The following is a 26,049-nucleotide window of genomic DNA, read 5'->3' on the forward strand; positions in this document are numbered from 1 at the left end:
CGAAGCCGAACCCATCACCACCGACGACGGCACCATCATCGGCGAGCTCTACTGGCACTGACCGGATCGGAGCACGACTCGATCCGCCTCGAGAACCCTTGCTGGACAAGGAAAAGGCCTGCTGGGACGGTGGTGACGTGTCAGGCGTCGTGCGCTCGAAGGCCATGCCGGCCGCGGTGGCGTTCGGCGCGCTGTGCCTGGTCGCGGCCGCGAGCGACCTTGGCCGCGACACCGGACCTGTCGGCATCAGCGTCGCGATCGTCGCTCTCCTCACTGGAGCGGTGGTGTGCGGGTTGTTGATGACTCCCGTCCTGGAATGGGACGACGACCACCTCAAGACCACGGTCCTCTTCGTCCGGCGACAGAGCGTCGACCTTCATCACCTGACCACGATCACCTTGTTCGTCGGCGCTCGTACGGGCGCCACTTGCACCCTTCGCGATCGTGCAGGAGGACGGCTGAACATCTCCGAGCGGCTCTTCAACGGAGGTGAGGGGTGGAAGGCCGCCATCCTCGCCGGGGCATGTCGGAGCGGCCTCGACCTCGACCTCGACGTTCGGCACTGGCTCGAATCGGCCGTGTGAGCCCGTCAGTTGATGTGCGTGCCGAGGCGGGTCCGAGTTCTCACGGCTGCGGGCTTACCCGCCCGCGCTCTTCCTCCAACCGTTCATCGCCTCGGCGACCGCCGCGGAACGCGCGTTCCCCTCAGCCCGCAGCCCGGACACCACGCCCTCCCGGTCGGCGTCGGAGCGGTTCTGGCTGAGCTTGGCCTTGCCCTCGACTCCGGTCACCGTGATCTCGAGGCCGACGATCCCGCGGAGCATCCCCTCGACGTACGCCTCGGGTGCGTCCGAGACCTGCCACGGCTCAGTTCGGCCACCCTCGTGGACGGCGGTCAACGATGTCACCGCCTCCAGCAACCACGCCGGGTCCTGGTGCACGACGGCGGTGCCGGTGAGGTGCACGGCGGTGTAGTTCCAGGTCGGTACGACGCGGCCGTGCTCGGCCTTGGCGGCGTACCAGGACGGCGAGACGTAGGCATCGGGGCCGGGGCAGATCACGAGCGCCGGCGTACCGTCCGCGATCGAGCGCCAGTGGTCATTCGCCTTCGCCAGGTGCGCGATGACCCGGTCGCCGTCCCAGACCACCGGCAGCAGCGTCGCGAGCGGTACGCCGCCGGGGCCGGTCGTCACCACCCACGCGGCCGCCGTCGCCGCGACCATCTCCCGGAGCTCCTCGAGCTCCTCGACCCGGTTGAACGGGGGCACGTACACGGTCAGTCCTCTCCAGGGGTGTCGACGTCGACACCGGTCGCGAGGTCACCGCACTCGACGAGCTGAACCCCGTGCGCCGTCAGGTAGGCGTTCGCGCCCGTGTCGCCGGCGAGGGAGCCGATCAACGGGGCCAGGTGTGCGGAGCCGATGAGCACCGGGTGCCCTGGCCGCCCGTCGTACGTCGCCCGCGCGAGCGACCCCGGCCCGACCCCGGTCCCGAGCACCCGCGCCACCACGTCGGTGCCCACGTCGGGCAGGTCCACGAGCATCACGACCACGGCGGAGGCTCCGCGCGCGACGGCGAGGTCCAGCGCCGCAGCCAGGGACTCGCTCTGCCCGGAGGTGCGCAGCGGCAGCACCGTCACCCGCTCGTCCAGCGGGGGCACCTCCCCGTCGACCGGCACCGTCGCCACGACCGCGTCGCAGCCCCCGCCGAGCAGGGCCCCGCAGGTCCGCTCCAGCCACGTCTCACCGCCGGGTGTGCGCACGAAGGCCTTGGGACCGCCGTACCGACGGCCCGCCCCGGCCGCCAGCACCACCCCGAGGACCGGGCCCATCAGCCGTGCGTCAGCGACAGCTTGATCGCGAACCCGAGGAACACGGTCGCGACCGCGGAGGTCCCGCCGGCCGCCAGCCCGCGCCGCCGCCGGAACGTCTCGGCCAGCCGCACCCCGCCGAAGATCAGCGTGGACAGGTAGAGGGCGCTCGCGATCTCGGCCAGCACGCCGAGGAAGAGGAACGACAGCGCGGGATGGGCATAGGCCGGATCCACGAACTGCACGAAGAACGCGATGAAGAACAGGATCGCCTTCGGGTTGAGCAGGCTGATCACCAGCGCCCGTCGGTAGGGCCGCTCCAGCTCCTCGACCGGTACGCCGCGGGTCGCGGCCAGCACCTCGTCGCGCCGCATCCGCCAGGTCCGGATCGCCGCGCGCAGCATGGTGAACGCGAGCCAGCCCAGGTAGCCCGCGCCGACGAACTTCACCACGTCGAAGGCCACCGGGTTGGCCTTCAGCAGCGACGCCACACCGGCCGCGGACAGCGTCATCAGCACCGCATCGCCGGTGAACACCCCACAGGCCGCCGTGTACGCCGGCCGCCGGCCGCGCCGCGCCGCGACCGAGAGGACGTAGAGCGAGTTCGGGCCGGGCAGCAGGATGATCACGATCAGACCGGCCAGGTACGTCGACAGGTCGGTGATGCCCAGCATCCCCCGATCATCGCAGCCGGTCCGACCCTCCACAATCGCGTTACGTTGGAGGCATGAGCGAGGACTTCACCACCGATTTCGAGAGTGCCGTCGAGAGCGTCGACCCGGGCCTGCGCATCAACGGGAAGGTCGTGACCACGGGCGACACCTTCGACCTGCACGACCCGGCCACCGGCGCCACCATCGCGAAGATCGCCGCCGGCGGCACCGCCGAGGCCACGGCCGCCGTCGACGCGGCCGCCGCCGCCCTCCCGGACTGGGCCGCGACCACCCCGCGCCAGCGCGGCGAGGTGCTGCGGAAGACCTACGAGCTGATGGTCGCCGACACCGACCGTCTGGCCGCGCTGATGAGCGCCGAGAACGGCAAGAGCCTGGCCGACGCCAAGGCGGAGGTGGCGTACGCCGCCGAGTTCTTCCGCTGGTTCGGCGAGGAGGCCGTGCGCAGCGAGGGGGACTACTCGATCGCGCCCGCGTCCGGCGCGCGCACCATCGTGACCCACCAGCCGATCGGTGTCGCGGCACTCGTCACCCCGTGGAACTTCCCCGCCGCCATGGCCACGCGGAAGATCGGACCGGCGCTCGCGGCCGGCTGCACGGTCGTCCTCAAGCCGGCCGGCGAGACGCCGCTGACCGCGCTCGCCGTGGCCGACCTGATGCAGCAGGCCGGCGTGCCCGACGGGGTCGTGAACGTCGTACCCACCACCGACTCGGGCGCGCTGGTCACCGCCTGGCTGGAGGACGACCGGGTCCGGATGATCTCGTTCACCGGCTCGACGCCGGTCGGCCGCCGCCTCCTCGCCCAGGCGGCCGAGCGGGTCGTCAACACCGGCATGGAGCTCGGTGGCAACGCGCCCTTCATCGTCACCGCCGACGCGGACCTCGACGAGGCCGTCAAGGGCGCGATGCTCGCGAAGTTCCGCAACGGCGGACAGGCCTGCACCGCGGCCAACCGGTTCTACGTGCACGCCGACGTCGCCGAGGACTTCACCGCCCGCTTCGGCAAGGCGGTCGAGGCCCTCAAGGTCGGCCCCGCCGCCGACGGCAGCGACATCGGCCCGATGATCACCCAGAAGGCCGCCAAGGAGATCAACGCCAAGCTCGCCGCCGCGGTCGCCGCGGGAGCCCGGATCGCCCACCAGGCCACCGCCCCCGAGGGTTGGTACGTCGCTCCCACGGTCCTCGTGGACGTCGCCCCCGACGCGGAGATCATCAAGGACGAGATCTTCGGGCCCGTCGCGCCGATCGTCACCTGGACCGACACCGACGAGATGGTGCGCCAGGTCAACGACACCGAGTACGGGCTGGCGGCGTACCTCTATGCGGGGCGGCTGCAGGACGGGCTGAAGCTGGCCGAGCGGATCGAGGCCGGGATGGTCGGCGTCAACCGCGGGCTGGTGTCCGACCCGTCCGCGCCGTTCGGCGGGGTGAAGCAGAGCGGCATCGGGCGGGAGGGTGCGCGCGAGGGCATCCGCGAGTTCCAGGAGACGCGCTACTTCAGCGTCGACCTCATCTGAGGACGCACTCTTTACCGACACCGTCAAGGCTCAGATCCGCCAGCAACCTTTACCCGACTTCGACAGCCGACCTGGGTAAAGCGTCTTAGGTTCGCAATTGATCTGACACGGATCGCGGCAGGCGCCTCCCTCGCCTGTCGGGCCCTCGGGTGGCCGAACCAGCCGAGTGTCCTGGGGGGCATCATGCGTGTGTTGCGTCTTCTCGTCGTCAGTGCGATGACCGCCGCCGGCTTCGGCGTCGCGATCACACCCCCGGCGGGGGCCGCGTCCAGTGCGGGCGTGTCCAGCTTCGCCCAGTGCGCCAACGGCTCGGGGACGGCGACCACCTGTGCGCAGGGCTGGATCAACGGCTCCATCCAGGCGACGAACTCGCACTTCCACGAGGACGACGTGATCCCGCAGCGCGCGGTGCTCACGCTCCCCGCGGACAACGCCAGGCACACGCTGACCTTCACCTATCAGGACCGCAAGGGCAGCAGCAACTCGCACGCCTACGACTCGCTGGGCACCTGGAACACCACGGTGAAGAACGCCGATCCCTGCGGCAACCTCTCCGGCACCCAGGCGTCGCTCTGCACGGGAACCCCCAGCTCCTGGCCGATGTCGGTCGACCCGGCCACCACCATCCCGCCGGTCGGCGCCGGCATCTCGCCCGCGGTCGCGGCCCATGTGCTGCCGGCCGCGCAGCGCAACTGGGTGATGTACGGCGGGACGGTCGTCGGCGACTCGGTCGTCGGCCACAGCTCCCCGGCCTCGGGTGACGACCTGGTGACCGTGACGGTCAGCTTCGTCAACCCGACGCCCACCAAGTCCCACTCCGCGGTGCTGCTGTTCGGCGGCCACCTGGCCGTCGGCGGACCCGACACCGCTCCGCGCGCGTGGGGCCAGGGCCTGGGCGCGAGCTCGGTGAGCGGCGGTCCCTACGCCTTCAAGCTGAGCTCGATCGACAGCACCACGATCGGGTCGATGTCCAGCAACGTCCAGGCGGGCGCCACGCTCCCGCTCGCTCCGGCCGCGTTCACGATCACCAAGACGCCGAGCGCCACGACCGCCGGTCCCGGCGGCGCCATCACCTACACGATCACCGTCAAGAACACCGGTGGAATGGCGGGATCGACCACCTTCGTCGACGACTACGACGAGTCGATCACGCCGGGCGCGGTGACGACGAGCCCCTCGGGCGGCAGCTGTACGCCGGCGGTCGTCTCCGGCAACCACGTGCTCAACTGCACCACGTCCTCGCTCGACCCGGGCGCCTCGCAGACCTTCACCTACTCAGCGACGATGCCGACCACCTTCGGCTCCGGCGCCGGCACCGCGGGCTGCAGCACCGACCGCTTCCCGGTCAGCAACACCGCAGCCCTCGCGGGCGGAGCGGGCTCCGCGACCGCCGTCGTCTGTGTCTCCGGCACCCCGGCCTTCGCGATCACCAAGACCGTCGACAACCGCACCCCCGCCCCCGGCGCGACCGTGACCTACACGATCACCGTCTCCAACACCGGCAAGGCCGCAGGCTCCACGTCCTTCACCGACAACTTCGACGACCGGCTCTCGCCGACCACCCCGGCCGGCTGCACGCTCGCCACCGGCGGCGGCGCGTTCAACTGCACGACCGGCAGCATCGCGGCCGGCGGCTCCCAGGTCTTCACCTACACCGCGGTCGTCCCGTCCTCGTTCGGTACGACGTCCGGCGGCGGCACCTGCCCGACCGGCAGCTACCCGATCGACAACACCGCGACCCTCGCGAGCGGCCCCGCGGCGACGGTCGAGCTGTGCGTGGCCGCCGCGCCGGCGTACAAGATCACGAAGACGGTGGATCACGCGATCGCCTCGCCCGGCCAGGTCGTGACCTACACGATCACTGTCAAGAACACCGGCACCGCGGCGGGCAGCACCAGCTTCACCGACGCCTTCGACAGCCGGGTGACGCCCACCAACATCACGCTGTCGCCGAACACCGGCTCCTGCAACGTCACCACCACCCTGAACTGCACGACCGGCACGATCGCCGCCGGCGGCCAGCAGACCGTGACCTACAGCGTCACGCTCCCGTCGGTGTTCAACGGCCCGGCCGGCGGTGGGGCCTGTGACAGCTCGCACTACCGGGTCAGCAACACCGCCACCATCACCGGTACGTCGATCTCCGCGACCCAGGACGTCTGCGTCAGCGCGGCCGCGGCGTTCGTGGTCTCGAAGACCGTCAGCAACTCCTCCCCGGCGCCGGGCGCGACGGTGACCTACACGATCACCGTCTCGAACACGGGCTCCGCGGCGGGGAGCACCAGCTTCACCGACGACTTCGACGACCGGCTCTCGCCGAGCACGGCCGCCTCGAACCCGACCGGCAACGACTGCTCGCCGACCACGGTGTCGGGCAACAAGGAGTTCGTCTGCACGACCGGCACGATCGCGGCCGGCCAGCAGCAGAGCTTCGTGTACACGGCGGTCGTGCCGTCGACGTACACGGGCGCGGGTGGCGGCGGGCCCTGCGCCACCGGCACCTTCCTGATCGCCAACACGGTCACCCTGACCAACGGCACCCACGCCACCGCCAACCTGTGCGTCACGGCCGGACCGGACTTCACGGTCACCAAGTCGGTGGACAAGAAGAACGTCCAGCCCGGCGACACGGTCACCTACACGATCGACGTGAGGAACGTCGGCAGCGCGCAGGGTTCGACGACCGTCGTCGACGACTACGACAACCGGCTCACCCCGTCCGTGCCGGCGGGCTGCACCGACGCAGGAGGCAAGCTCACCTGCACGACCGGCACCATCGCGGCCGGCGGCCACCAGCCGTTCGTCTACACCGCCGTCGTGCCACTGAGCTTCACCGGCTCCTCGGGCACCGGGAGCTGTGCCCCGGGCACCTTCCAGATCGCCAACAGCGTCACGATCCAGGGCACCACGAGGTCGGCCAGCACCGACGTCTGCGTGGCCGCGGCTCCGGCGTTCAGCGTGAAGAAGTCCGCCGACAAGACGCTGGTGGGCGCCGGTGACACGGTGACCTACACCGTGACCGTCACCAACGGCGGCTCCGCGCCCGGCTCGACGACGTTCACCGACGACTTCGACGACCGGCTCACCCCGTCGACCGCCACGTCGATCCCGGCCGGCAACGACTGCTCGCCGACGCTCACCGGCAACCGGGTATTCACCTGCACCACCGCCTCGCTCGACCCGGGCAAGTCGCAGACGTTCACCTACACCGCGGCGATGCCCGCGACCTTCGCCGCGGACGCCCCGGTCGGGACCTGCGCGAGCGGGCGGTACGCCGTCGACAACGCGGTCAGCATCGGTGCCTCGACCGCGGCGGTCCGGGTCTGCGTCGCGGCCGCACCGGCGTTCACCATCGTCAAGTCCAGCACCCAGCGGATCGTGACGCCGAGCGGCTCGGTCGACTACCGGATCACGGTGACCAACACCGGGACCGCGGCGGGATCGACCACCTTCAGCGACGTCTCCGGGGCGTCCCTGACCGCGGCGCCCGCCGGCTGCACCCTCGCCGACGCCACCCACTTCACCTGCACCACCGGTGTGCTGGCGGCCGGCGCGAGCCAGAGCTTCGACTACTCGGCGACGGTGCCGGCCACCTACACCGGGTCGCCGGACACGCAGAGCTGCGGCGGCACGGCGTACGCCGTCCACAACGTCGCGACGCTCGCCAACGGGACCAAGGCGGATGCCGTCGTCTGCGTGAGTGCCTCGGCCAGGTTCACCGTCACCAAGACCGTCGACAAGCCGAACGCGTTGCCCGGCGACACCGTCACCTACAAGGTGACCGTCACCAACGTGGGCTCGGCCTCCGGCTCGACGACGTACGTCGACGACTACGACGACCGCCTGTCGCCGACCCTCCCAGCGGGGTGCACGGCCGGGACCGGCTCGATGACCTGCACCACCGGCGTCCTCAACTCCGGTGACCACCAGGACTTCAGCTACAGCGCGGTCCTGCCGGCGACGTACTCCGGAACCTCCGGCGTCGCGCCCTGCACCACCGGGCAGTACGGCGTCACCAACCAGGTGACCATCGGCGGCGTCGACATGGCCGACCAGACGGTCTGCGTCACGGCAGCGCCGAAGTTCACCGTGGACAAGAGCGTCAGCACCACGACGCCCACGCCGGGACAGACCGTGACCTACACGGTGACCGTGCACAACACCGGTGCCGTGGCCGGCTCGACGACCTTCGTCGACGACTACGACAACCGGCTGTCGCCGACGGTCCCGAGCGGCTGCACCCAGTCCGGGGGCACGCTGTCGTGCACCACCGGCACGATCCAGCCCGGCTCGCAGCAGGTGTTCACCTACACCGCGGCGATGCCGAGCACCTTCACCGGCGCGTCCGGTGGCGGCGGCTGTGCGACCGGCAGCTACCCGGTCGGCAACAGCGTCACCCTGGCCAACGGCACCAGCGCTGCCACGACCGCCTGCGTGCCCGCCTCGCCGAACGTGTCGCTGACCAAGACCTCGTCGGTCGACGTGCGGACCAACGGCGACCAGTACCTGACCTACACCCTGACCTGGACCAACACCGGTGCCGCCTCCGCGGACGGCGTGGTGGTCACGGACCCGGTCCCGTCGGGTACGACGAACATCTCCTGCACGGGTGGCTGCTCGTTCACCGGCACGGTGCCGACGGCCACCTGGCAGGTCGGGACGATCGCTCCCGGAGGCGGCACCGGCTCGGTGCAGCTGACGGTCAAGCTGACCAGCAACCAGCAGTGCAGCGTCACGAACGTCGCGCACCTGCAGGTCGGCTCGTCGCCGGCGATCGACTCCAACACCGTGACCGACCCGGTCTCGCCCCAGCCCGACCCCAGCGGCGCGAAGGCGAACGGATCGGCCACCGGCCTGGAGCTCAACTCCTCGGGCCTGCTCACCCTGATCACCGGTCTGCTGAACGCCAAGATCGTCAACTCGACGACCGCCGACTTCAGCAACGCCGCCAGCAGCCAGTCGGGTCTGGGGGGCCCGACCAGCAACAGCGACAGCGTGCTCAGCCTGAACATCGGTGGGGTGGTGAGCGCGGGCGTGCTCACCACGACGAGCTCGAGCTCGGTGACCGCCGCACCGGCGGAGGCACGGCAGACCTCGACGTCGGAGGTCGCGGGCGTCTGCCTGGTCCCGGTGGCCGGGGTCTGCACGGTGCAGACCGGCACCGTCCGCGGTGTCGCGTCGACGACGGCCAACGGCGCCTACGCCACCGCGAGCGAGACCGGCTCGGTGATCCAGGACCTCAAGGTCGTCGGCCTGGCGACCCCGGTGGACCTGACCCAGACCACCACCATCCCGCTCAACGCCACGGTCTTCGGCCGCGGCAGCTACGTGGCGATCAACGAGAACACCTCCTCGACCGGCCTGGTCAGCGGCAAGTACGTCGGTGACGAGTCGGTCACGATGATCCACCTCAAGATCACCGGCGTCCTGGGAGGCGTCCAGGCGGTCGAGCTCAAGGTGGCGTCCGCGACCGCGCACAGCGAGTTCCCGCAGACCTTCGTCTGCAGCACGACGCACAACCAGGCCCTGAGCGGCAATGCGTACGTCGCTCGCCTCTTCACCGGCCCGCTCCTCGCGGACCTGCTGCAGGGCTACGTGCAGATCGCTCCGCTGGGCGGCAACGAGACCGAGCACGTCGCCGGGGTGGCCCTGCCGGCCAACGGCTCGGTGCTGGGCGCGGCGGTGGCCGACTCGCACAGCGACGGGGCACTGACGGCCACGGCGAGCACCTCGCGCAGCTATGCCGAGGTGGCCGGTGACGGGTCAGGACCGCTCTGTGTGCTCGGCAACGCGGGGTCCTGCGTGGTCAGTGCGACGACGGTGCGGTCCGAGGCCAGGTCCTCCGGGACGTCATCGGGATCGAGCTCGTCCGACACCGGGACCCAGCTGGTCGGGCTGAAGGTGCTCGGGGTGCCCATCAGCGGCACACCGGCGCCGAACACGGTCATCAACCTGCCCGGCATCGGCTTCGTGATCCTCAACGAGCAGTTCTGCGACGCGGGCGGTGCGGCGAACCACGCATGCATCGGCGCCAAGCACAGCGGGATCACGATCCGGTCGATCCGGGTGGTGGTCACGGTGGCCAACAACCTGCTCGGCCTGAACCCGGGGGTCGAGGTGGACGTCGCCCAGGCGCACGCCGACTCCTCCTTCGGCTGACGGTTCAGGCCGGGCGGCACCCGAACCTCTCCGGGATGGGGCGCTCCTGGCCGTCGAGCAGCCAGACGCGGCTGTGACAGGAGTCGCTGACCTGCCGGTAGCGGGCCGCGACGAGCGCACCGAGATCGTCGCGGTACGGACCGACGAAGATCCTGTCGTTGGTCTGGACGATCCAGGTCGGCGCGTCGGGACCTGCCACGACGGCCCGCAGCTGCTCCAGGGAGGGGTCGCGCACGAACATCGGCAGCGACCACAGATAGGGGTACGGCGAGCGCAGGCCGGTGTAGTACTGGACGTCGGCCACGCCGTAGAGGGCGATCGCGGTGTCGCCCGGCTGCGCCGCCCGGTGGATCGCGAGGCCGACCGCGCGGGCGTCCAGCCACTCGTGGGTCGGACCCCTGCCGAGCTGGACCACGACGCTGATCGCGCACGACAGGACCACGGCGAGGACGCCGGCCTGCGTCAGCCGCGACCGGGCCGCCAGGCCCGCCCCGATAGCGACCCACACGGTGGGGCAGATCAGGTAGTGCGACCACGCGCCCCCACCGCCAACGATGCCGATGACGCTGATCGCCAGGCCCGCCGCGACGGCCAGCCCGGCCGCACTCGGGTCGCGGAACCGGCGTACCCCGGCGACCGCGAGGACGAGCACCAGGGGGAGCAGTCCCGAGACCAGGGCACGGTCGTCGAGGGTCCCCAGCCGGGTGATCAGCCGGGCGTTGGGGGTGGTGGCGAGGTAGTCGCGCGCGTCGATCCGGAAGGTCACGAGCGCGTCGAACAGCGCGGCGGGCCCGGTCATGGCGACCTCGGAGACGACCAGGAGCGCGACGGCGCCGATGACCGTGCCGAGCCCGGCGGCGAGCAGGAGGCCCCCGGATCGGCGCCGCTCGACGCGACGGCGGGTGAGCAGGTCGGCTCCGAGCAGTACCGCCACGGCGACCAGGCCGTCGACGAAGTTCTGCTTCACGCAGGCCGCCGCGACACCGGTGAGGCCGGCGGTGGTGGCGAGCAGGACGCCCCACCACCCCGGCGTACGACGGGCCTCGACCGCCGCCAGGAACGCGACCGCGGTCACGGCGCTCGCCAGCAGCTCGCCGGGATCCAGCTGGGCGCCGAACAGCGGGGTCAGGGTGAGGCTTGCCGCGACCGCGGCCGCCCACACCGGCGAGCCGCCGAGGACGCGGACCGCGCGCGCCACCGCGAGGATCAGCACCACCACGGCGACCAGCGCGATGACCCGGATCACGACGAAGTGCCCGGTGCCGGCGGCGATCGCGAACAGACCGATCAGGCCCGGCGGGCGGTCGACCCAGTAGTCGCCGTACAGGTTCGGTCCGCCGTGCAGCCACGACTGCGCGACCTGGTAGAAGCCGCCGTCGTCGATCGTGGCGGGCCAGGTCAGGAACGGGATTCGCGTCGCCGCCGCGACCAGGGCGATGACCGCCACGGCGATGCGCGTCGGCATCCCGCTCCTGCCGACGTCGTTCACGGCCCGATCCTCCCAGGGGGCACCTAGGGCTCGAAGCGGTAGCCCATCCCCGGCTCGTTGCGGAAGTGGACCGGGCGGGCCGGGTCGGGCTCCAGCTTGCGCCGCAGCTGGGCCATGTAGAGGCGCAGGTTGCCCTGGGCGGTCTCGTAGCCGGGCCCCCACACCTCGGTCAGCAGCTGCCGCTGCGACATCAGCCGGCCCGGGTTGCGGGCCAGCACCTCGAGCAGGTGCCACTCGGTGGGCGTCAGCCTGACCTCTGCTCCGCCCACGGTGGCGCGGGTCGCGCCGAAGTCGACGCGGACCCTGCCGAACTCGACCACCGGGTCGTCCTCCTCGACCGGTGCGGTACGCCGCACCATCACCCGCAGCCGCGCGAGCAGCTCGTCCATGCCGAACGGCTTCGTCACGTAGTCGTCGGCGCCGGCGTCGAGCGCCTCCACCTTGTCGGCGCTGTCGGAGCGGCCCGACAGCACCAGGATCGGTACGCCGGAGCGCGACCGCAGCCGCGCGATCAGGTCGATCCCATCCAGGTCGGGCAGACCCAGGTCCAGCACGACGACGTCCGGCGGCGCGAGCTCGGTGACCGCGAGCGCCTCCTCGCCGTCGCCGGCCGTGGTCACCTCGTAGCCCCGTGCGCGCAGGTTGATCGACAGTGCGCGGACGATCTGCGGCTCGTCGTCCACCACCAGGATCCGTGTCATTGCACCCGCTCCCTGATCCCCAGCTCCGGTCCGGTGTCGACGTCGCCGCCCGCGACGGCGAGGGAGATCACCATGGTGAGTCCGCCCCCTGGCGTCTCCTCGGGCTCCAGTGTGCCGCCCATCGCCTCGGCGAGTCCGCGGGCCACCGCGAGACCGAGCCCGACGCCGGTGGTGTTCGTGTGGTCGCCCAGCCGTTGGAAGGGCAGGAACACCCTGCCCCAGTCGTCGGCCGGGATGCCGGGGCCGCGGTCGACGATGCGGATCTCCAGCCGGCCGAGCAGCGCGCTCGCGGTCACCAGCGGGGGGACGTCCGGCGGCGAGTGGCGCTGGGCGTTCGCGAGCACGTTGACGATGACCCGCTCGAGCAGGCCGGCGTCGACGAGGACGGCGGGGAGGTCCTCGGCCAGGTCGAGGACGACCGCGCGCGGCTCGAGAGCGAGGTCGTCGAGGGCGCCGGCGATGACGTCCTCGGCCTGGACCGGCAGCAGGTGCACCGGCAGCGCCCCGGCCTGCAGGCGCGACAGGTCGAGCAGGCTGTCGACCAGTCCGGACAGCTTGTCGAGGGAGTCGTCGGCCGTCTCGAGCAGCTCGCGCCGGTCGGCGTCGGTGAGGGACACGTCCTCGGCGCGCAGACCGGACACGACGGCCTTGGCCGCCGCCAGCGGCGTGCGCAGGTCGTGACCGACGGCCGCGAGCAGCGCCGTACGCACCCGGTCGGCCTCGGCGAGCGGGACCGCCCGAGCGGCCGCCTCCGAGAGCCTGATCTGCTGCAGGGCCTGCGCGGTGCGGGCGGCGAAGGCGGCCGCCACGCGGGCATCCTCGGCCGCGAGGACCCGGCCCCGGACGGCCAGGGCCGTGTCCCCGCCGGCGGGGACGACCGTGTCGGCCGTGTCGGGCACCGTCGCGGGGTCCTGGCCTGCGGTGTCGACGACGATCCAGGCGCCCTCGGAGCGCTCGAGGAAGGACACCGAGTCGAGCGAGAGCGTCTCCCGGAACCGCTCCAGCAGCGACGCGAGACCGGAGGATCCGGTCAGGGGCATCGCCGCCAGGCTGGCGAGGACCTGCGACTCGGCGACCGCCCGTGCGGCCTGTCGCGTCCGCCGGGCGGCCACGTCGACGACCCACGACACCATCATCGCGACCAGGAGGTACACCAGCAGGGCGAGTGCGTTGTTGGTGTCGCCGATCGTCAAGGTGTGCAGGGGCGGGGTGAACCAGAAGTTGAGCAGGAACGACCCCAGCAGGGCCGCCACCAGGGCCGGTCCGGTGCCGCCGACCAGGGCGACCGCGACGACGAGGAACAGGAAGGCGAGGACGTCGCTGGTCAGGTTGAGCCGGTCGACCGGCAGCAGCGCGAGGGTGAGCAGCACCGGCAGCACCATGCCGAGGACGTAGCCGAGGACCCGGCGGTCGACGCTCAGGCTGCCACGGCCGACGGGCAGGCGCCGCCCGCGGCCGGCGTGCGAGTGGGTGACGATGTGCACATCGATGTCGCCGGACGCGCGGGTCGTCGTCACCCCGACACCCGGGCCTGAGAAGTACGCCGCCAGGCGGCGCCGCCTGCTGTCGCCCAGCACCAGCTGCGTGGCGTTCTCGGCCCGCGCGAAGGAGATCAGGGTCTCGGTGACGTTGTCACCGAGCAGCTGATGGAAGGTGCCGCCCAGGGACTCGACGAGCTGCTGCTGCTTGGCAAGGTGCGTCGGGTCGGCGCCGGTGAGCCCGTCCGAGCGGCTCACGTGCACGGCGAGCAGGTCCCCGGTCCCCGAGCGTGCCGCGATGCGTGCGGCCCGGCGGATCAGGTGCTCGCCCTCGGGCCCGCCGCTCAGGGCGACGACCACCCGCTCCCGGGTCTCCCAGGTGCTGTCGATGTCGTTGCGGCGGCGATAGGCCTGCAGCGCGTCGTCGACCTTGTCCGCGACCCACAGCAGGGCGATCTCGCGCAGCGCGGTCAGGTTGCCGACCCGGAAGTAGTTCGACAGCGCCGCGTCGATCTTGTCCGGCGCGTAGACGTTGCCGTGGGCGAGGCGCCGGCGGAGGGCCTCGGCGGACATGTCGACGAGCTCGACCTGGTCGGCGGCCCGCACGACCGCGTCCGGCACGGTCTCCCGCTGGGGGACGCCGGTGATCTTCTCGACCACGTCGTTGACCGACTCGAGGTGCTGGACGTTCACGGTGGAGATGACGTCGATGCCGGCGTCCAGCAGCTCCTCGACGTCCTGCCAGCGCTTGGCGTGGCGCGAGCCGGGCACGTTGGTATGGGCCAGCTCGTCGACCAGGGCGACCTGTGGCCGGCGCCGCAGCACGGCGTCGAGATCCATCTCCTCCAGCACGGTCCCGCGGTGCTCGAGGGTACGACGCGGCACCACCTCGAGGTCGGCCAGCAGCGCCGCGGTCCGATCCCTGCCGTGCGTCTCGACGATGCCGATCACGACGTCGGTGCCGCGGCTCTGGCGGCGCCCCGCCTCCTCGAGCATCTTGTAGGTCTTCCCCACACCGGGCGCGGCGCCCAGGTAGACCCGCAGCCGACCCCGTCTCATGTGCTCATTGTTGCGCTGCCGTCGTCGCGGCCAGGTCGTCGAGCGCCAGGTTCAGCAGGAGCACGTTCACGGTGGGCTCGCCGAGGAACCCGAGCATCCGGCCCGAGGTGTGATCGGCGACGAGCCTCCGCACGGCGGCGACGGGCAGGTGACGGGCGGCCGCAACCCGGGCGACCTGCTCCTCGGCGTACTCCGGGGAGATGTGGGGGTCCAGGCCGGAGCCGCTCGCCAGCACCGCGTCGGGCGCCACGTCGGCCGGCGCGATCCCGTCGGCCTTCGCGACCGCGGCGATCCGCTCGCGGACGGTCGCGACCAGGGTGGGGTTGTCGGGCGAGAGGTTCGACCCTCCCGAGGACATCGGGTCGTAGCCGGTGCCGGCCTCCGACGGGCGCGACCAGAAGTAGCGCCGTGCCGTGGATGCCTGGCCGATCAGCGAGGAGCCGACGACGGAGCCGTCGCGGGTGACCAGCGAGCCGTTCGCGTGCCGGTGGAACAGTGCCTGTCCGACACCGGTCATCGCGAGCGGGTAGCCGATGCCCAGCAGCACGGTGAGGACGACGAGCATGCGCAGGCCGGCGACGGTCTGGGCGAGCCAGGGGCGGGTGGTCATGGGTCTCCTCAGCCGATGCCCGGGATGGGGGACACCAGCAGGTCGATGAGCTTGATGCCGATGAAGGGCGCGACGACGCCGCCGAGGCCGTAGATGGCGAGGTTGCGGCGGAGCAGGTCGCCCGCGCTCGAGGGCTTGTAGCGGACGCCGCGCAGGGCCAGCGGGATGAGCGCCACGATGATGAGCGCGTTGAAGATGACGGCGGACAGGATCGCCGACCGGGGTGAGTGCAGGCCCATCACGTTGAGCCGGTCGAGGCCGACGTACACACCGGCGAACATCGCCGGGATGATCGCGAAGTACTTCGCGATGTCGTTGGCGATCGAGAACGTCGTCAGGGCTCCTCGGGTGATGAGCAGCTGCTTGCCGATCTCCACGATCTCGATGAGCTTCGTCGGGTTGGAGTCCAGGTCGACCATGTTGCCTGCCTCCTTGGCCGACGCGGTGCCGGTGTTCATGGCGACGCCGACGTCGGCCTGCGCGAGCGCAGGCGCGTCGTTGGTGCCGTCGCCGGTCATGGCGACCAGCCGGCCGCCCTCCTGCTCCTTCTTGATGAGAGCCATCTTGTCCTCGGGCGTGGCCTCGGCGAGGAAGTCGTCGACGCCGGCCTCCTCCGCGATCGCACGGGCGGTCAGCGGGTTGTCGCCGGTGATCATCACGGTGCGGATGCCCATCCGGCGCATCTGCTCGAAGCGCTCGCGCATCCCGTCCTTGACGACGTCCTTGAGGTGGATCACGCCCAGCGCCCGTGCGGCGGATCCGTCGCGCAGCTCGGCCACCACCAGCGGCGTACCCCCGGCGGTGGAGATGGCGTCGACGATGTCGCCCACCTCAGCGGTCGGGTGGCCCCCGTTGTCGCGCACCCACTTCATCACCGCGGTCGCGGCGCCCTTGCGGACCTGGTGCCCCGGTCGGTCGACCCCCGACATCCGGGTCTGTGCGGTGAACTCGACGAAGGTGGCGCCGTGGGTCACGTCCGCGGCCGGCTCACGCAGGCCGTACCGCTCCTTGGCGAGTACGACGATCGAGCGGCCCTCGGGCGTCTCGTCGGCGAGCGAGGACAGCTGTGCCGCCCCGGCGAGCTCCGCCTCGCCGCAACCGGTGACCGGCACGAGCTCGGCGGCCTGCCGGTTGCCCAGCGTGATGGTTCCGGTCTTGTCCAGCAGCAGCGTGTTGACGTCGCCGGCGGCCTCGACCGCCCGCCCCGACATCGCGAGCACGTTGTGCTGGACGAGCCGGTCCATGCCGGCGATGCCGATGGCACTGAGCAGCGCGCCGATGGTCGTGGGGATCAGGCAGACCAGGAGCGAGGTCAGGATGATGATCGACTGGTCGGCGTGGGAGTAGATCGCCATCGGCTTCAGCGTGACGGTGGCGCACAGGAAGATGATGGTCAGGCTCGCGAGCAGGATGTTGAGTGCGATCTCGTTGGGGGTCTTCTGCCGGCTGGCGCCCTCGACGAGCGCGATCATCTTGTCGACGAAGCTCTCGCCGGGGTTCGTCGTGATCCGTACGACGATCCGGTCGCTGAGCACCTTCGTGCCGCCGGTGACCGAGCTGCGGTCGCCGCCGGACTCGCGGATCACCGGTGCGGACTCGCCGGTGATCGCGGACTCGTCGACGCTGGCCACACCCTCGACGACGTCACCGTCGCCCGGGATGAGCTGGCCGGCCACCACGACGACCCGGTCGCCCACGCGCAATGTCGAGGCCGACAGCTCCTCGGTGGCGCCGTCCTCGCGGAGACGGGCTGCGACCGTCTCCTGCTTGGTACGCCGCAGCGTCTCGGCCTGGGCCCGGCCCCTGCCCTCGGCGACCGCCTCGGCCAGGTTGGCGAAGACCACGGTGAGCCAGAGCCACACGACGATCGACCACGCGAAGAAGGTGGGTCGCTGGACGGCGAGCACGGTGCAGAACACGGCACCGACCTCGACCACGAACATCACCGGTGCCTTGACCATCTGGCGGGGGTCCAGCTTGCGCACCGCGCCCGGCAGGGCGTCGCGCAGGACCTTGGGTTCGAGCAGGGGAGTCATCACAGGCCTTCCGCGAACGGGCCCAGCGCGAGCGCGGGGAAGAAGGTCAGGCCGGCGACGATCACGACGATGCCGGCGAGCAGGGAGACGAAGAGCGGTCCGTGCGTGGGCAGCGTGCCCGCGGTGCGCGGCACGGGCGCCTGCCGGGCGAGTGACCCGGCCAGGGCCAGGGTCAGCACGATCGGGAGGAACCGCCCGATCAGCATCGCGATGCCGATCGTGGTGTTGTAGAACGTCGTGTTCGCGGCCAGGCCGGCGAACGCCGAGCCGTTGTTGTTGGCCCCCGACATGTAGGCGTAGAGGATCTCGCTCAGCCCGTGGGGGCCCGGATTGAGGATCGAGGCCCGTGCGCTCTTGAGCGACAGTGCGAGGCCCGTCATCAGCAGCACGGTCACCGGCATCACCAAGATGTTGCCCGCGACGAGCTTCATCTCGCGGGCGGTGATCTTCTTGCCCAGGTACTCCGGCGTCCGGCCGACCATCAGCCCGGCCACGAAGACGGTGAGCACCGCGACGACGAGGATGCCGTACAGGCCGGTCCCGACGCCCCCGGGAGCGACCTCGCCGAGCCCCATGTTGAGGATCAGCAGGCCGCCGCCGATCGGCGAGAACGACGAGTGGAGGGCGTTGATGGCGCCGGTGCTGGTGCCGGTCGTCGAGACGGCGAACACCGATGAGGCCGGTACGCCGAAGCGGGTCTCCTTGCCCTCCATCGCGGCTCCGGCGAGGTGCGACGCCGTGCCGGGGCTGTGCACCTCGAGGGCCCACACCGCCGCGACGAGGACGACCCAGATCCCGGCCATCGTCGCGACGATCGCGTAGCCCTGGCGCAGGTCGCCCACCATCACCCCGAAGGTGCGGGTGAGGCAGACGGGGATGAGCAGCAGCAGGAAGATCTCGAGCAGGTCGCTGAGCGCGTTCGGGTTCTCGAAGGGGTGGGCGGAGTTGGCGTTGTAGAAGCCGCCGCCGTTGGTGCCGAGCTCCTTGATCGCCTCCTGCGAGGCGACCGGACCGCCCGGCAGGTGCTGGACGTGGCCGGCCAGGGTGGTCACGTCGATGCCCGAGGAGAAGTTCTGGACCGCGCCGAGTGCGATGAGGGCGAGGGTCGCCAGGACCGCCCCCGGCAGCAGGATCCGTACGACGCCGCGGGTCAGGTCGACCCAGAAGTTGCCCAGCCGGTCGGTGCGGGACCGGACGAAGCCGCGGATGAGCGCCACGGCGACGGCCAGCCCGACCGCCGCCGACACGAAGTTCTGCACGGCCAGACCGGCCATCTGCACGGTGTAGCCCATCGTGGACTCGCCCGAGTAGGCCTGCCAGTTCGTGTTCGTCACGAAGGAGACGGCGGTGTTGAAGGCGAGGTCGGGCCGGACGGCCGGGAGGCCGAGCGACCACGGCAGGTGTGGCTGCACGCGCTGCATCACGAAGAGGACCACGACGCAGATCGCGGAGAAGACGACCAGCGAGCCGGCGTACGTCCGGACCCGCTGCTCCGAGCGGGGGTCCACCCCGACCAGTCGGTAGACGACGCGCTCGACGCGCAGGTCGTTCTCGCTGGTGAACACGCGCGCCATGTAGCCGCCCAGCGGGCGGTAGCAGACGGCGAGGGCAAGGATCAGCACGCCGACCTGGAGCAGGCCGGCCACGGTGTCGTCCATGGTCAGAACCGTTCGGGGAGGAGGAGGGCGACCACGAGGTAGCCCAGCAGCAGCGCGCTCACGACGAGGGCGACGACGTTCTCGGCGCTCATCGCGCCACTCCGCGCAGGGGGCGCCCGGCGAGCAGGGCCACGGCGAAGCCGCCGAGGAGGAGCAGGGCCGTGTGGTTCGGCACGATCTGGCCGAAGCGGTTCAGCTCGAAGCCGTCGGTCAGCGCCCATCCGGCCCCGGCGACCAGCGCGGCGTGGGCGAGGGGGAGCACGAGGCACAGGGAGGCGCTGAGGACCAGGAGCGCGGCGACGGCGTACCCGGTCGGGACGGACAGCGCGCCCATCACGGCGACGGAGGCGAAGAGCGCCCCACCACCGATGGCGGCGCGCACGCCGGCTTCGTCGATCAAGGTGGACATGACTGCAGTCAATGCCCGGGCGAGGCTGCTCAGGGCCGTCCTAACGCGCCGCTAACCGCGGCCTGACAAGCCCTAACAGGGGTGTTAGGAAGTTGTTAGGAGGACCGGCATCGGTAGGTCGGCCGGATTCACTCTCGGTGTGACCGTCGCCGCCGGGCCAGCTCCCTACGCCGTACCCCCGACTTCCGACGGGGACGGCACCCACGACAAGCCGCACACCTGGTGGAAGGTGATGTGCCTGACCGGTGTGGACTACTTCTCCACCCTGGGCTACCAGCCGGGCATCGCGTTCCTGGCCGCCGGCCTGCTGAGCCCGATGGCGACCATCATCCTGGTCCTGCTGACGCTGTTCGGCGCGCTGCCGGTCTACCGGCGGGTGGCGCAGGAGAGCCCGCACGGGCAGGGCTCCATCGCGATGCTGGAGCGGCTGCTGCCGTTCTGGCGCGGCAAGCTGTTCGTGCTGGTCCTGCTCGGCTTCGCGCTGACCGACTTCATCATCACGATCACCCTCTCGGCCGCGGACGCGGCCGCCCACGCGGTGGAGAACCCGCACATGCCGGCGTACCTGCACGGCAAGGAGATGTGGGTGACGCTGTTCCTGGTCGCCCTGCTCGGTGCGGTGTTCCTGCGCGGGTTCGGCGAGGCGATCAGCGTCGCGGTGGGCCTCGTCGTCGTGTACCTGGCGCTCAACGCCGTCGTCATCGCGGTGGGGATCGTGCACGTGATGCACCACGGCCACGTCGTACCGGACTGGTGGCACTCGCTGACCCTCGAGCACGGCAACGTCGCCCTGATGATCGCGGTCTCGGTGACGCTCTTCCCGAAGCTCGCGCTCGGCATGTCCGGCTTCGAGACGGGCGTCGCGGTCATGGGGCACGTGAAGGGCGATCCCGGTGACCGGCCGGACCGGCCCGCCGGGCGGATCCGCAACACCAAGAAGCTGCTCACCACGGCCGCGATCATCATGAGCGTCTACCTGATCGCGTCCAGCCTGGTCACCACCTGGCTGATCCCGGCCAAGGAGTTCGAGACCGGCGGATCGGCCAACGGACGCGCCCTGGCCTACCTGGCCCACCTCTACCTCGGTGACACCTTCGGTACGGCGTACGACCTCTCCACGATCCTGATCCTCTGGTTCGCGGGCGCCTCGGCGATGGCCGGCATGCTCAACCTGATCCCGCGCTACCTGCCGCGCTACGGCATGTCGCCGGAGTGGGCGGGCGCCACGCGGCCGCTGGTGCTGGTGCTGACGGCGACCGCCTTCCTCATCACCTGGATCTTCGACGCGAACGTCGACGCGCAGGGCGGCGCGTACGCCACCGGGGTGCTGGTGCTGATGACCTCGGCGAGCGTCGCGGTCGCGCTCGCCGCGCGGAAGGCCAAGCAGGCCGGCTGGACGGCCGCATTCGTGGCGATCTCGCTGGTGATGGCCTACACGACCGTCGACAACGTCCGCGAGCGCCCCGACGGCGTCAAGATCGGTGCCTGCTTCATCGCCGCGATCATCGTGCTGTCGCTGGTCTCGCGGATCTTCCGCTCGCTGGAGCTGCGGACCACCGAGATCAGCTACGACAGCACCGCGGAGTCCTTCCTCCGCGACTGCGCCCGGCGCAGCATCCGGCTGGTGGCGAACGAGCCGGGCGCCCGCGACGTGGCGGAGTACCGCGAGAAGATGCTCCAGGTCATCGACGACCACGAGCTCCCGGACGCGGGCGACATCATCTTCGTCGAGGTCACCGTCGCCGACTACTCCGACTTCGAGAGCAGGATCGAGGTCCACGGCGAGGTGCTGCACGACGAGTTCCGGGTGCTGACCGTCCGCGCGGCCACGGTCCCGAACGCCCTGGCGGCGCTGCTGCTGGACATCTGCGCGCGCACCGGCGTACGTCCGCACATCTACTTCGAGTGGACCGAGGGCGGTCCGCTGGGCCAGTTGGCGCGTTTCCTGCTCTTCGGCGGGGGCGAGGTGGCACCGTTGACCCGAGAGGTCGTACGCCGCGCTGAACCGGACCGCCGGCGCCGACCCCACATCCATGCCGGCTGACCGTCGGTGCTTAACTTTCGTCAGCGCCGTGCCCGCACGGGGCCGACGACGACAGGGGGCGTGACCGAGGGTGAGCGACGCAGTGCCGACCTTCCCGCCGAGGCTCACGCCCAGCGAGGCCGCGCTCGAGGTCGGCCCCGGCCTGCTTCCCGAGGTCGATCCCGCCGCTGCGGTGGTGGACATGCCCGTCGACCCGGTCGCCGAGCTCGGGCCGCGCCCGGTCGAGGCGCCGACCGGTGTGGACATCAGCTACGAGCAGTTCGGCCGCCACTACATCCGCCGGGTACTGAACCCCGGCCGGGTCGCGGACACCATCGACGCGCTCCTGGGCCCCACGATCGAGCTCGGCCCGATGGGCGCCGGCCCGGGCCGGGCGTTCGCGAGCGTCAAGGTCTTCGGCCGGTTCACCGGCTGCAGCGCCGCGGAGATCCCCGGTGACCTCCTGACGTACGCCGTCGACCTGCCGATCGCCGTCACCTTCACCCTCGAGCTGCCCTTCGACACGCTCACCTTCGACGCCGACGTCGTCGTGCCGCTCAAGCTCATCGTGCACACCGTCGCGCCGACCACCATCAAGATGGAGCTGCTCACCCCGACCGAGGAGCAGGTCGGCCTGAGCATCCAGCCCTCCACCCGCCGCGGCGCGGTGTTCCAGAAGATGACCGGCCTGGAGTCCGAGCTGCGCCGGTTCCTGCTCAAGGTCGTCCGCGTCGAGCTGGCCAAGCCCTACATCCGCAAGGCCATGGAGCTCGACATGGAGGACCTCATCGAGAAGGCCTGGGGCGAGCTCTCCAAGAACTTCCTGCCGCAGAGCCCCGAGGACCGCAAGGTCTGATCCCGGCTCCATCTCAGGTCCCTCTCAGCGGGGTCTGTCATCGTCGGGAGCCATGGAGGAACCCGCAACACCCCGCGCGCGCCGTCGCCGCACCGTGATGGTCACCGGCCGCTGGGTCGCCTCGGCCGCCGTGATCGCCGCCATGACCGCCGGTGCGGCCGCGGTCAACACCGACGACGACGCCCCGCTGAGCGCCGACTCGATCTCCTACGCCGACCCGCCGGACGACCTCGCCTGACGATGCGGCTCAGTCGCCCGAGGGGACGATCGCGGAGAGCACCGTCCCGTCGGCCCGCTGGACGCCGGCGGGGTTGACCGGCTCGCCCTCGAGCCGCGGTCCCTGGTGCGCGAGAGGTACGACGACGGGCTGGTCGTCCTTCAGCGCGATCGGCTCGCCGCGGACCATGAGCGTCAGCGGGCCGGCGCCGTCCTCGATCTGCAGCTCCAGCTCGGTCGCCCGCACGCACACCCGCACCCGGGTCTTGCGCAGGGTCAGCCGGAACGTCAGCGACTCCCACGACTCCGGCAGTCGCGGATCGAGCTGCCACTGCTCGTCGCCGCGGCTGCCGCCGAGGTCCCGGAAGCCGCCGAAGCCGCACGCGAGGGCGCTCCACACGCCGCCGGTGGAGGCGATGTGCAGGCCGTCGGAGGTGTTGGCGTGCCGGTCGTCGAGGTCCACGAACAGCGAGCCGAGGAAGTAGCGCAGCGCCAGGTCGGCGTACCCCACCTCGGCGGCGATGATCGACTGGACGACGCCGGACAGCGTCGAGTCGCCGGTGGTGATCGGGTCGTAGTAGTCGAAGTCGGCCTTCTTCTGCTCCGCGCTGAACTCCTCGCCCTGCAGGAACAGCGCCAGCACGACGTCGGCCTGCTTGAGCACCTGGAACCGGTAGATCACCAGCGGGTGGTAGTGCAGCAGCAGCGGCCGCTTCTCCAGCGGCGTGTTCTCCAGGTCCCACAGCTCGCGCTCGAGGAAGTGGGAGTCCTGCGGGTGGATGCCCAGGAACTCGTCGTACGGGATCAGCATGCCGTCGGCGGCGGCCGCCCACTCGTCCGGCTCGTCATCGGTGAGGCCGGTGCGGCGCACCATCTCGGCGTACGCCGCCGGGTCGTCGCGCTGCAGCTCCCACACCGCCCGGGCGGCCCGGCGCAGGTTGAAGCGCGCGAGCACGTTCGTGTACAGGTTGTCGTTCACGACGGTGGTGTACTCGTCGGGCCCGGTGACGCCGTGGATGTGGAAGGTCCGGCGCGACTCGTCGCGCCAGAAGCCCAGGTCGGCCCACAGCCGCGCGGTCTCGACGAAGATGTCGATGGCCCCGCTGGCCAGGAACTCCACGTCCCCGGTGGCACCGACGTACTGGCTGAGGGCGTAGGAGATGTCGGCGTCGATGTGGTACTGCGCGGTGCCGGCGGCGTAGTAGGCCGAGGCCTCCTGGCCGTTGATGGTGCGCCAGGGGAACAGGGCGCCCTTCTGGGCCAGCTCGCGGGCACGGTCGCGGGCCGCGGGCAGCAGGGTGTGCCGGAAGTGCAGTGCGTTCCGCGACGCCCAGGGCATCGTGTAGGTCAGGAACGGCAGGACGTAGATCTCGGTGTCCCAGAAGTAGTGACCGCCGTAGCCGGACCCGGACACCCCCTTCGCGGGGATGCCCTGCCCCTCCGCGCGGGCCGCGGCCTGCAGCACCGCGAAGAGGTTCCAGCGCACGGCCTGCTGGATCGCGGGCTGGCCGGGGACCTCCACGTCGCCGCGCTCCCAGAAGACGTCGAGGAGCCGGCGCTGGGCGGCGTACTGCGCCTCGATGCCCTGCTCCCAGGTGCGGTCCAGGGTGCGCTCGCAGCGGTCGATCAGCTCGCGGGCCGGCACCGACTCGGCGGTGTGGACCGAGACCACCTTGGTGAGCGTGATCGTCTGGCCCGGCTGGGCGGCGATGCGGTAGATCAGCTTGGCGAGGTCGTCCTCGGCGTGGGCCTGGACCGAGAAGTCGGCCTCGGTCTCGAGCCGGTGGTCGGCCACCACGCCGATGGTCATGCCGGAGGAGGTGGTGCGGTAGCCGAGCTCGAGCCGGCCGGTATCGGCGTCGGCACCGTGCAGCACCGGCTGCAGCACGCGGCGGTTGAACACCGAGGCCTTGCGGGGGTCGGTGGACTCCTCGGCGTCGCCGTTGGACGTCGGCTGGCCGTCCTGGCGGTTGATCACCTGCGAGGACAGCGCGACCGATGCCGGGTAGTTCAGCAGGGTCACCTCGTAGGTGATGATCGCGAGGTGGCGCTGCTCCAGCGGCACCATCCGGGTGCTCCGGACCCGCACCCGCTTGCCGCCGGGCGTGCGCCACACCAGGTCGCGGGTCAGTACGCCGGTGCGGAAGTCCAGCGAGCGCTGGTAGTCGATCAGCTCGGCCTTGGTGAGGTGGAGCGGCTCGTCGTCGACGTACAGCCTGATGATCTTGGGGTCCGGGGCGTTGACGATGGTCTGGCCGGTGCGCGCGAACCCGAACGCCTCCTCGGCGTGCAGGATCGGCCAGGTCTCGTGGAAGCCGTTGAGGAAGGTGCCGTGGGAGTGGTAGGTCCTGCCCTCCTCGTAGTTGCCGCGCAGGCCCAGGTAGCCGTTGGCCACGGTGAACAGCGACTCGGTGACCCCGAGGTCGCTGGGGTCGAAGCGGGTCTCGACCAGCCGCCACTCGTCGGCCGGGAAGCGGCTGCGGTCCAGCGGATCGGTCGCCGGCGGGGCGTGGTGGGAGGGCCCGGGGTTGAGCAGCTCCTCGGGGGTGGGGGTCACCGGACCAGCTCCTGCAGGTCCTGTACGACGAGCTCCGCACCGTGCTCGCGCAGCGCGTCGGCCCCGGCGCCGCGGTCCACGCCCACGACCAGGCCGAAGTGCCCGGCCCGCCCGGCGGCCACGCCGCTCACGGCGTCCTCGAACACGACCGCCCGGTCGGGCGTGGCGGACAGCGCCTCGGCCGCGTGCAGGAAGGTGTCGGGGGCGGGCTTGCCGGCCAGCCCGAGCTCGGCCGCGACGGCGCCGCTCACGACGGCGTCGAAGTAGTCGAAGACCCCCGCCGCGGTCAGCACCGCGGGCGCGTTGCGGCTCGAGGACACGATGGCCATCGGCGTGCCCTGCGCCCTGAGCTGGTCCAAGAGCGCGAGCGAGCCCGGGTAGGGCGCTACGCCGTCACGCTCCAGCACCTCGCCGAACAGGGCGTCCTTGCGGTTGCCCAGCCCGCACACCGTCTCCGCCGTGACCGGGTCGGTGGGGGCACCCTCGGGCAGCGTGATGCCGCGGGAGGCCAGGAAGGACCGGACCCCGTCGTAGCGCGGCTTGCCGTCGACGTAGGTGAAGTAGTCGGCGTCGGTGTAGGGCGCCTGGCCCGGATGACCGGCCAGGAAGTCCCCGAACATCCGCGCCCACGCGCGCATGTGGACCTCGGCGGTCGGGGTGATCACACCGTCGAGGTCGAACAGCGCAGCGTCGTACCTGCTCCAGTCCAGGGGCGGAATCGGCATGCGCACAGGCTAGTGGGGAGCGCACCGCCCGCTGGTTTCCGGCGGGTGAACGACGTCGTGGAGGCGGGAATGACG

General features: G+C 71.2%; 19 protein-coding genes. 6 read left to right on the forward strand and 13 right to left on the reverse strand.

Translation table 11 applies throughout. From position 1 onward, the window contains the following. Positions 1-584: hypothetical protein (locus ACYU8V_RS15315; protein ID WP_460848557.1), on the forward strand; the 584-nt coding region annotated here is incomplete at its 5' end. Positions 585-638: 54 nt separating this feature from the next. Here ACYU8V_RS15315 and ACYU8V_RS15320 read toward each other — a convergent pair. Genes ACYU8V_RS15320 through leuE form a run of 3 tightly spaced genes read right to left on the reverse strand, consistent with a single transcriptional unit; the run spans position 639 to position 2,484 of the window. Further along, complete coding sequence (locus ACYU8V_RS15320) at positions 639-1,274, reverse strand: FMN-binding negative transcriptional regulator (protein ID WP_460848558.1); 636 nt, start codon at positions 1,272-1,274, stop codon at positions 639-641. 2 nt (positions 1,275-1,276) lie between these two features. Next, entirely contained in the window at positions 1,277-1,831 is a 555-nt protein-coding gene (locus ACYU8V_RS15325; protein WP_460848559.1) for a nucleotidyltransferase family protein, read from the reverse strand. After that, entirely contained in the window at positions 1,831-2,484 is a 654-nt protein-coding gene (gene leuE, locus ACYU8V_RS15330; protein ID WP_460848560.1) for a leucine efflux protein LeuE, read from the reverse strand. Before leuE ends, ACYU8V_RS15325 begins: the two co-directional genes overlap by 1 nt. A gap of 53 nt (positions 2,485-2,537) precedes the next feature. Here leuE and ACYU8V_RS15335 point away from each other — a divergent pair, with 53 nt between their 5' ends. Together ACYU8V_RS15335 and ACYU8V_RS15340 are read left to right on the forward strand one after the other, a co-directional pair. After that, complete coding sequence (locus tag ACYU8V_RS15335; RefSeq protein ID WP_460848561.1) at positions 2,538-3,998, forward strand: NAD-dependent succinate-semialdehyde dehydrogenase; 1,461 nt, start codon at positions 2,538-2,540, stop codon at positions 3,996-3,998. 192 nt (positions 3,999-4,190) lie between these two features. After that, positions 4,191-10,157 carry a choice-of-anchor P family protein gene (locus tag ACYU8V_RS15340; protein WP_460848562.1) on the forward strand — a complete coding sequence of 1,989 codons (5,967 nt, stop codon included), beginning with the start codon at positions 4,191-4,193 and terminating at the stop codon, positions 10,155-10,157. Between the two features lie 4 nt (positions 10,158-10,161). On the opposite strand, the gene ACYU8V_RS15345 is transcribed toward ACYU8V_RS15340, so the two are convergent. The 8 genes from ACYU8V_RS15345 to ACYU8V_RS15380 are packed head-to-tail and all read right to left on the reverse strand — an operon-like array spanning position 10,162 to position 19,597. Continuing rightward, positions 10,162-11,646: a hypothetical protein gene (locus ACYU8V_RS15345; RefSeq protein WP_460848564.1), complete on the reverse strand. Its 1,485-nt coding sequence runs from the start codon at positions 11,644-11,646 to the stop codon at positions 10,162-10,164. Between the two features lie 23 nt (positions 11,647-11,669). Then, a complete protein-coding gene (locus ACYU8V_RS15350) occupies positions 11,670-12,347 on the reverse strand; it encodes a response regulator (RefSeq protein ID WP_460848565.1) in 678 nt (225 codons plus the stop codon). Then, a complete protein-coding gene (locus ACYU8V_RS15355; RefSeq protein ID WP_460848567.1) occupies positions 12,344-14,884 on the reverse strand; it encodes a sensor histidine kinase in 2,541 nt (846 codons plus the stop codon). Before ACYU8V_RS15355 ends, ACYU8V_RS15350 begins: the two co-directional genes overlap by 4 nt. 4 nt (positions 14,885-14,888) lie before the next feature. After that, positions 14,889-15,494, reverse strand: coding sequence for a K(+)-transporting ATPase subunit C (kdpC, locus tag ACYU8V_RS15360; RefSeq protein WP_460848569.1), 606 nt, complete (start codon positions 15,492-15,494; stop codon positions 14,889-14,891). 8 nt (positions 15,495-15,502) lie between these two features. After that, on the reverse strand, positions 15,503-17,530 hold the full coding sequence (gene kdpB / locus ACYU8V_RS15365; protein ID WP_460848571.1) for a potassium-transporting ATPase subunit KdpB: 2,028 nt from the start codon (positions 17,528-17,530) through the stop codon (positions 15,503-15,505). After that, positions 17,530-19,188 (reverse strand): potassium-transporting ATPase subunit KdpA, encoded by a 1,659-nt coding sequence (kdpA, locus tag ACYU8V_RS15370; protein ID WP_460848572.1) that lies wholly within the window; start codon positions 19,186-19,188, stop codon positions 17,530-17,532. Before kdpA ends, kdpB begins: the two co-directional genes overlap by 1 nt. A gap of 2 nt (positions 19,189-19,190) precedes the next feature. Further along, positions 19,191-19,280, reverse strand: coding sequence for a K(+)-transporting ATPase subunit F (kdpF, locus tag ACYU8V_RS15375; RefSeq protein ID WP_460848573.1), 90 nt, complete (start codon positions 19,278-19,280; stop codon positions 19,191-19,193). After that, positions 19,277-19,597, reverse strand: coding sequence for a hypothetical protein (locus ACYU8V_RS15380; RefSeq protein WP_460848575.1), 321 nt, complete (start codon positions 19,595-19,597; stop codon positions 19,277-19,279). Before ACYU8V_RS15380 ends, kdpF begins: the two co-directional genes overlap by 4 nt. Before the next feature lie 139 nt (positions 19,598-19,736). Between ACYU8V_RS15380 and ACYU8V_RS15385 the strand changes: the two genes are divergently transcribed. The 3 genes from ACYU8V_RS15385 (at position 19,737) to ACYU8V_RS15395 (ending at position 22,714) form a co-directional block, all read left to right on the forward strand. Then, positions 19,737-21,641, forward strand: a complete 1,905-nt coding sequence (locus tag ACYU8V_RS15385) for an APC family permease (protein WP_460848577.1) — start codon at positions 19,737-19,739, stop codon at positions 21,639-21,641. Between the two features lie 70 nt (positions 21,642-21,711). Continuing rightward, entirely contained in the window at positions 21,712-22,476 is a 765-nt protein-coding gene (locus ACYU8V_RS15390; protein WP_460848579.1) for a hypothetical protein, read from the forward strand. A 52-nt stretch (positions 22,477-22,528) separates the two neighbouring features. Next, a complete protein-coding gene (locus ACYU8V_RS15395; RefSeq protein WP_460848581.1) occupies positions 22,529-22,714 on the forward strand; it encodes a hypothetical protein in 186 nt (61 codons plus the stop codon). Positions 22,715-22,723: 9 nt separating this feature from the next. Here the strand turns inward: ACYU8V_RS15395 and ACYU8V_RS15400 are convergent, their stop codons facing one another. Further along, positions 22,724-25,249, reverse strand: a complete 2,526-nt coding sequence (locus ACYU8V_RS15400; protein ID WP_460848582.1) for a glycoside hydrolase family 65 protein — start codon at positions 25,247-25,249, stop codon at positions 22,724-22,726. Then, positions 25,246-25,974 carry an HAD family hydrolase gene (locus ACYU8V_RS15405; RefSeq protein WP_460848583.1) on the reverse strand — a complete coding sequence of 243 codons (729 nt, stop codon included), beginning with the start codon at positions 25,972-25,974 and terminating at the stop codon, positions 25,246-25,248. Before ACYU8V_RS15405 ends, ACYU8V_RS15400 begins: the two co-directional genes overlap by 4 nt. Positions 25,975-26,049 lie beyond the last annotated feature (75 nt).

Source organism: Nocardioides ultimimeridianus (assembly GCF_054777895.1).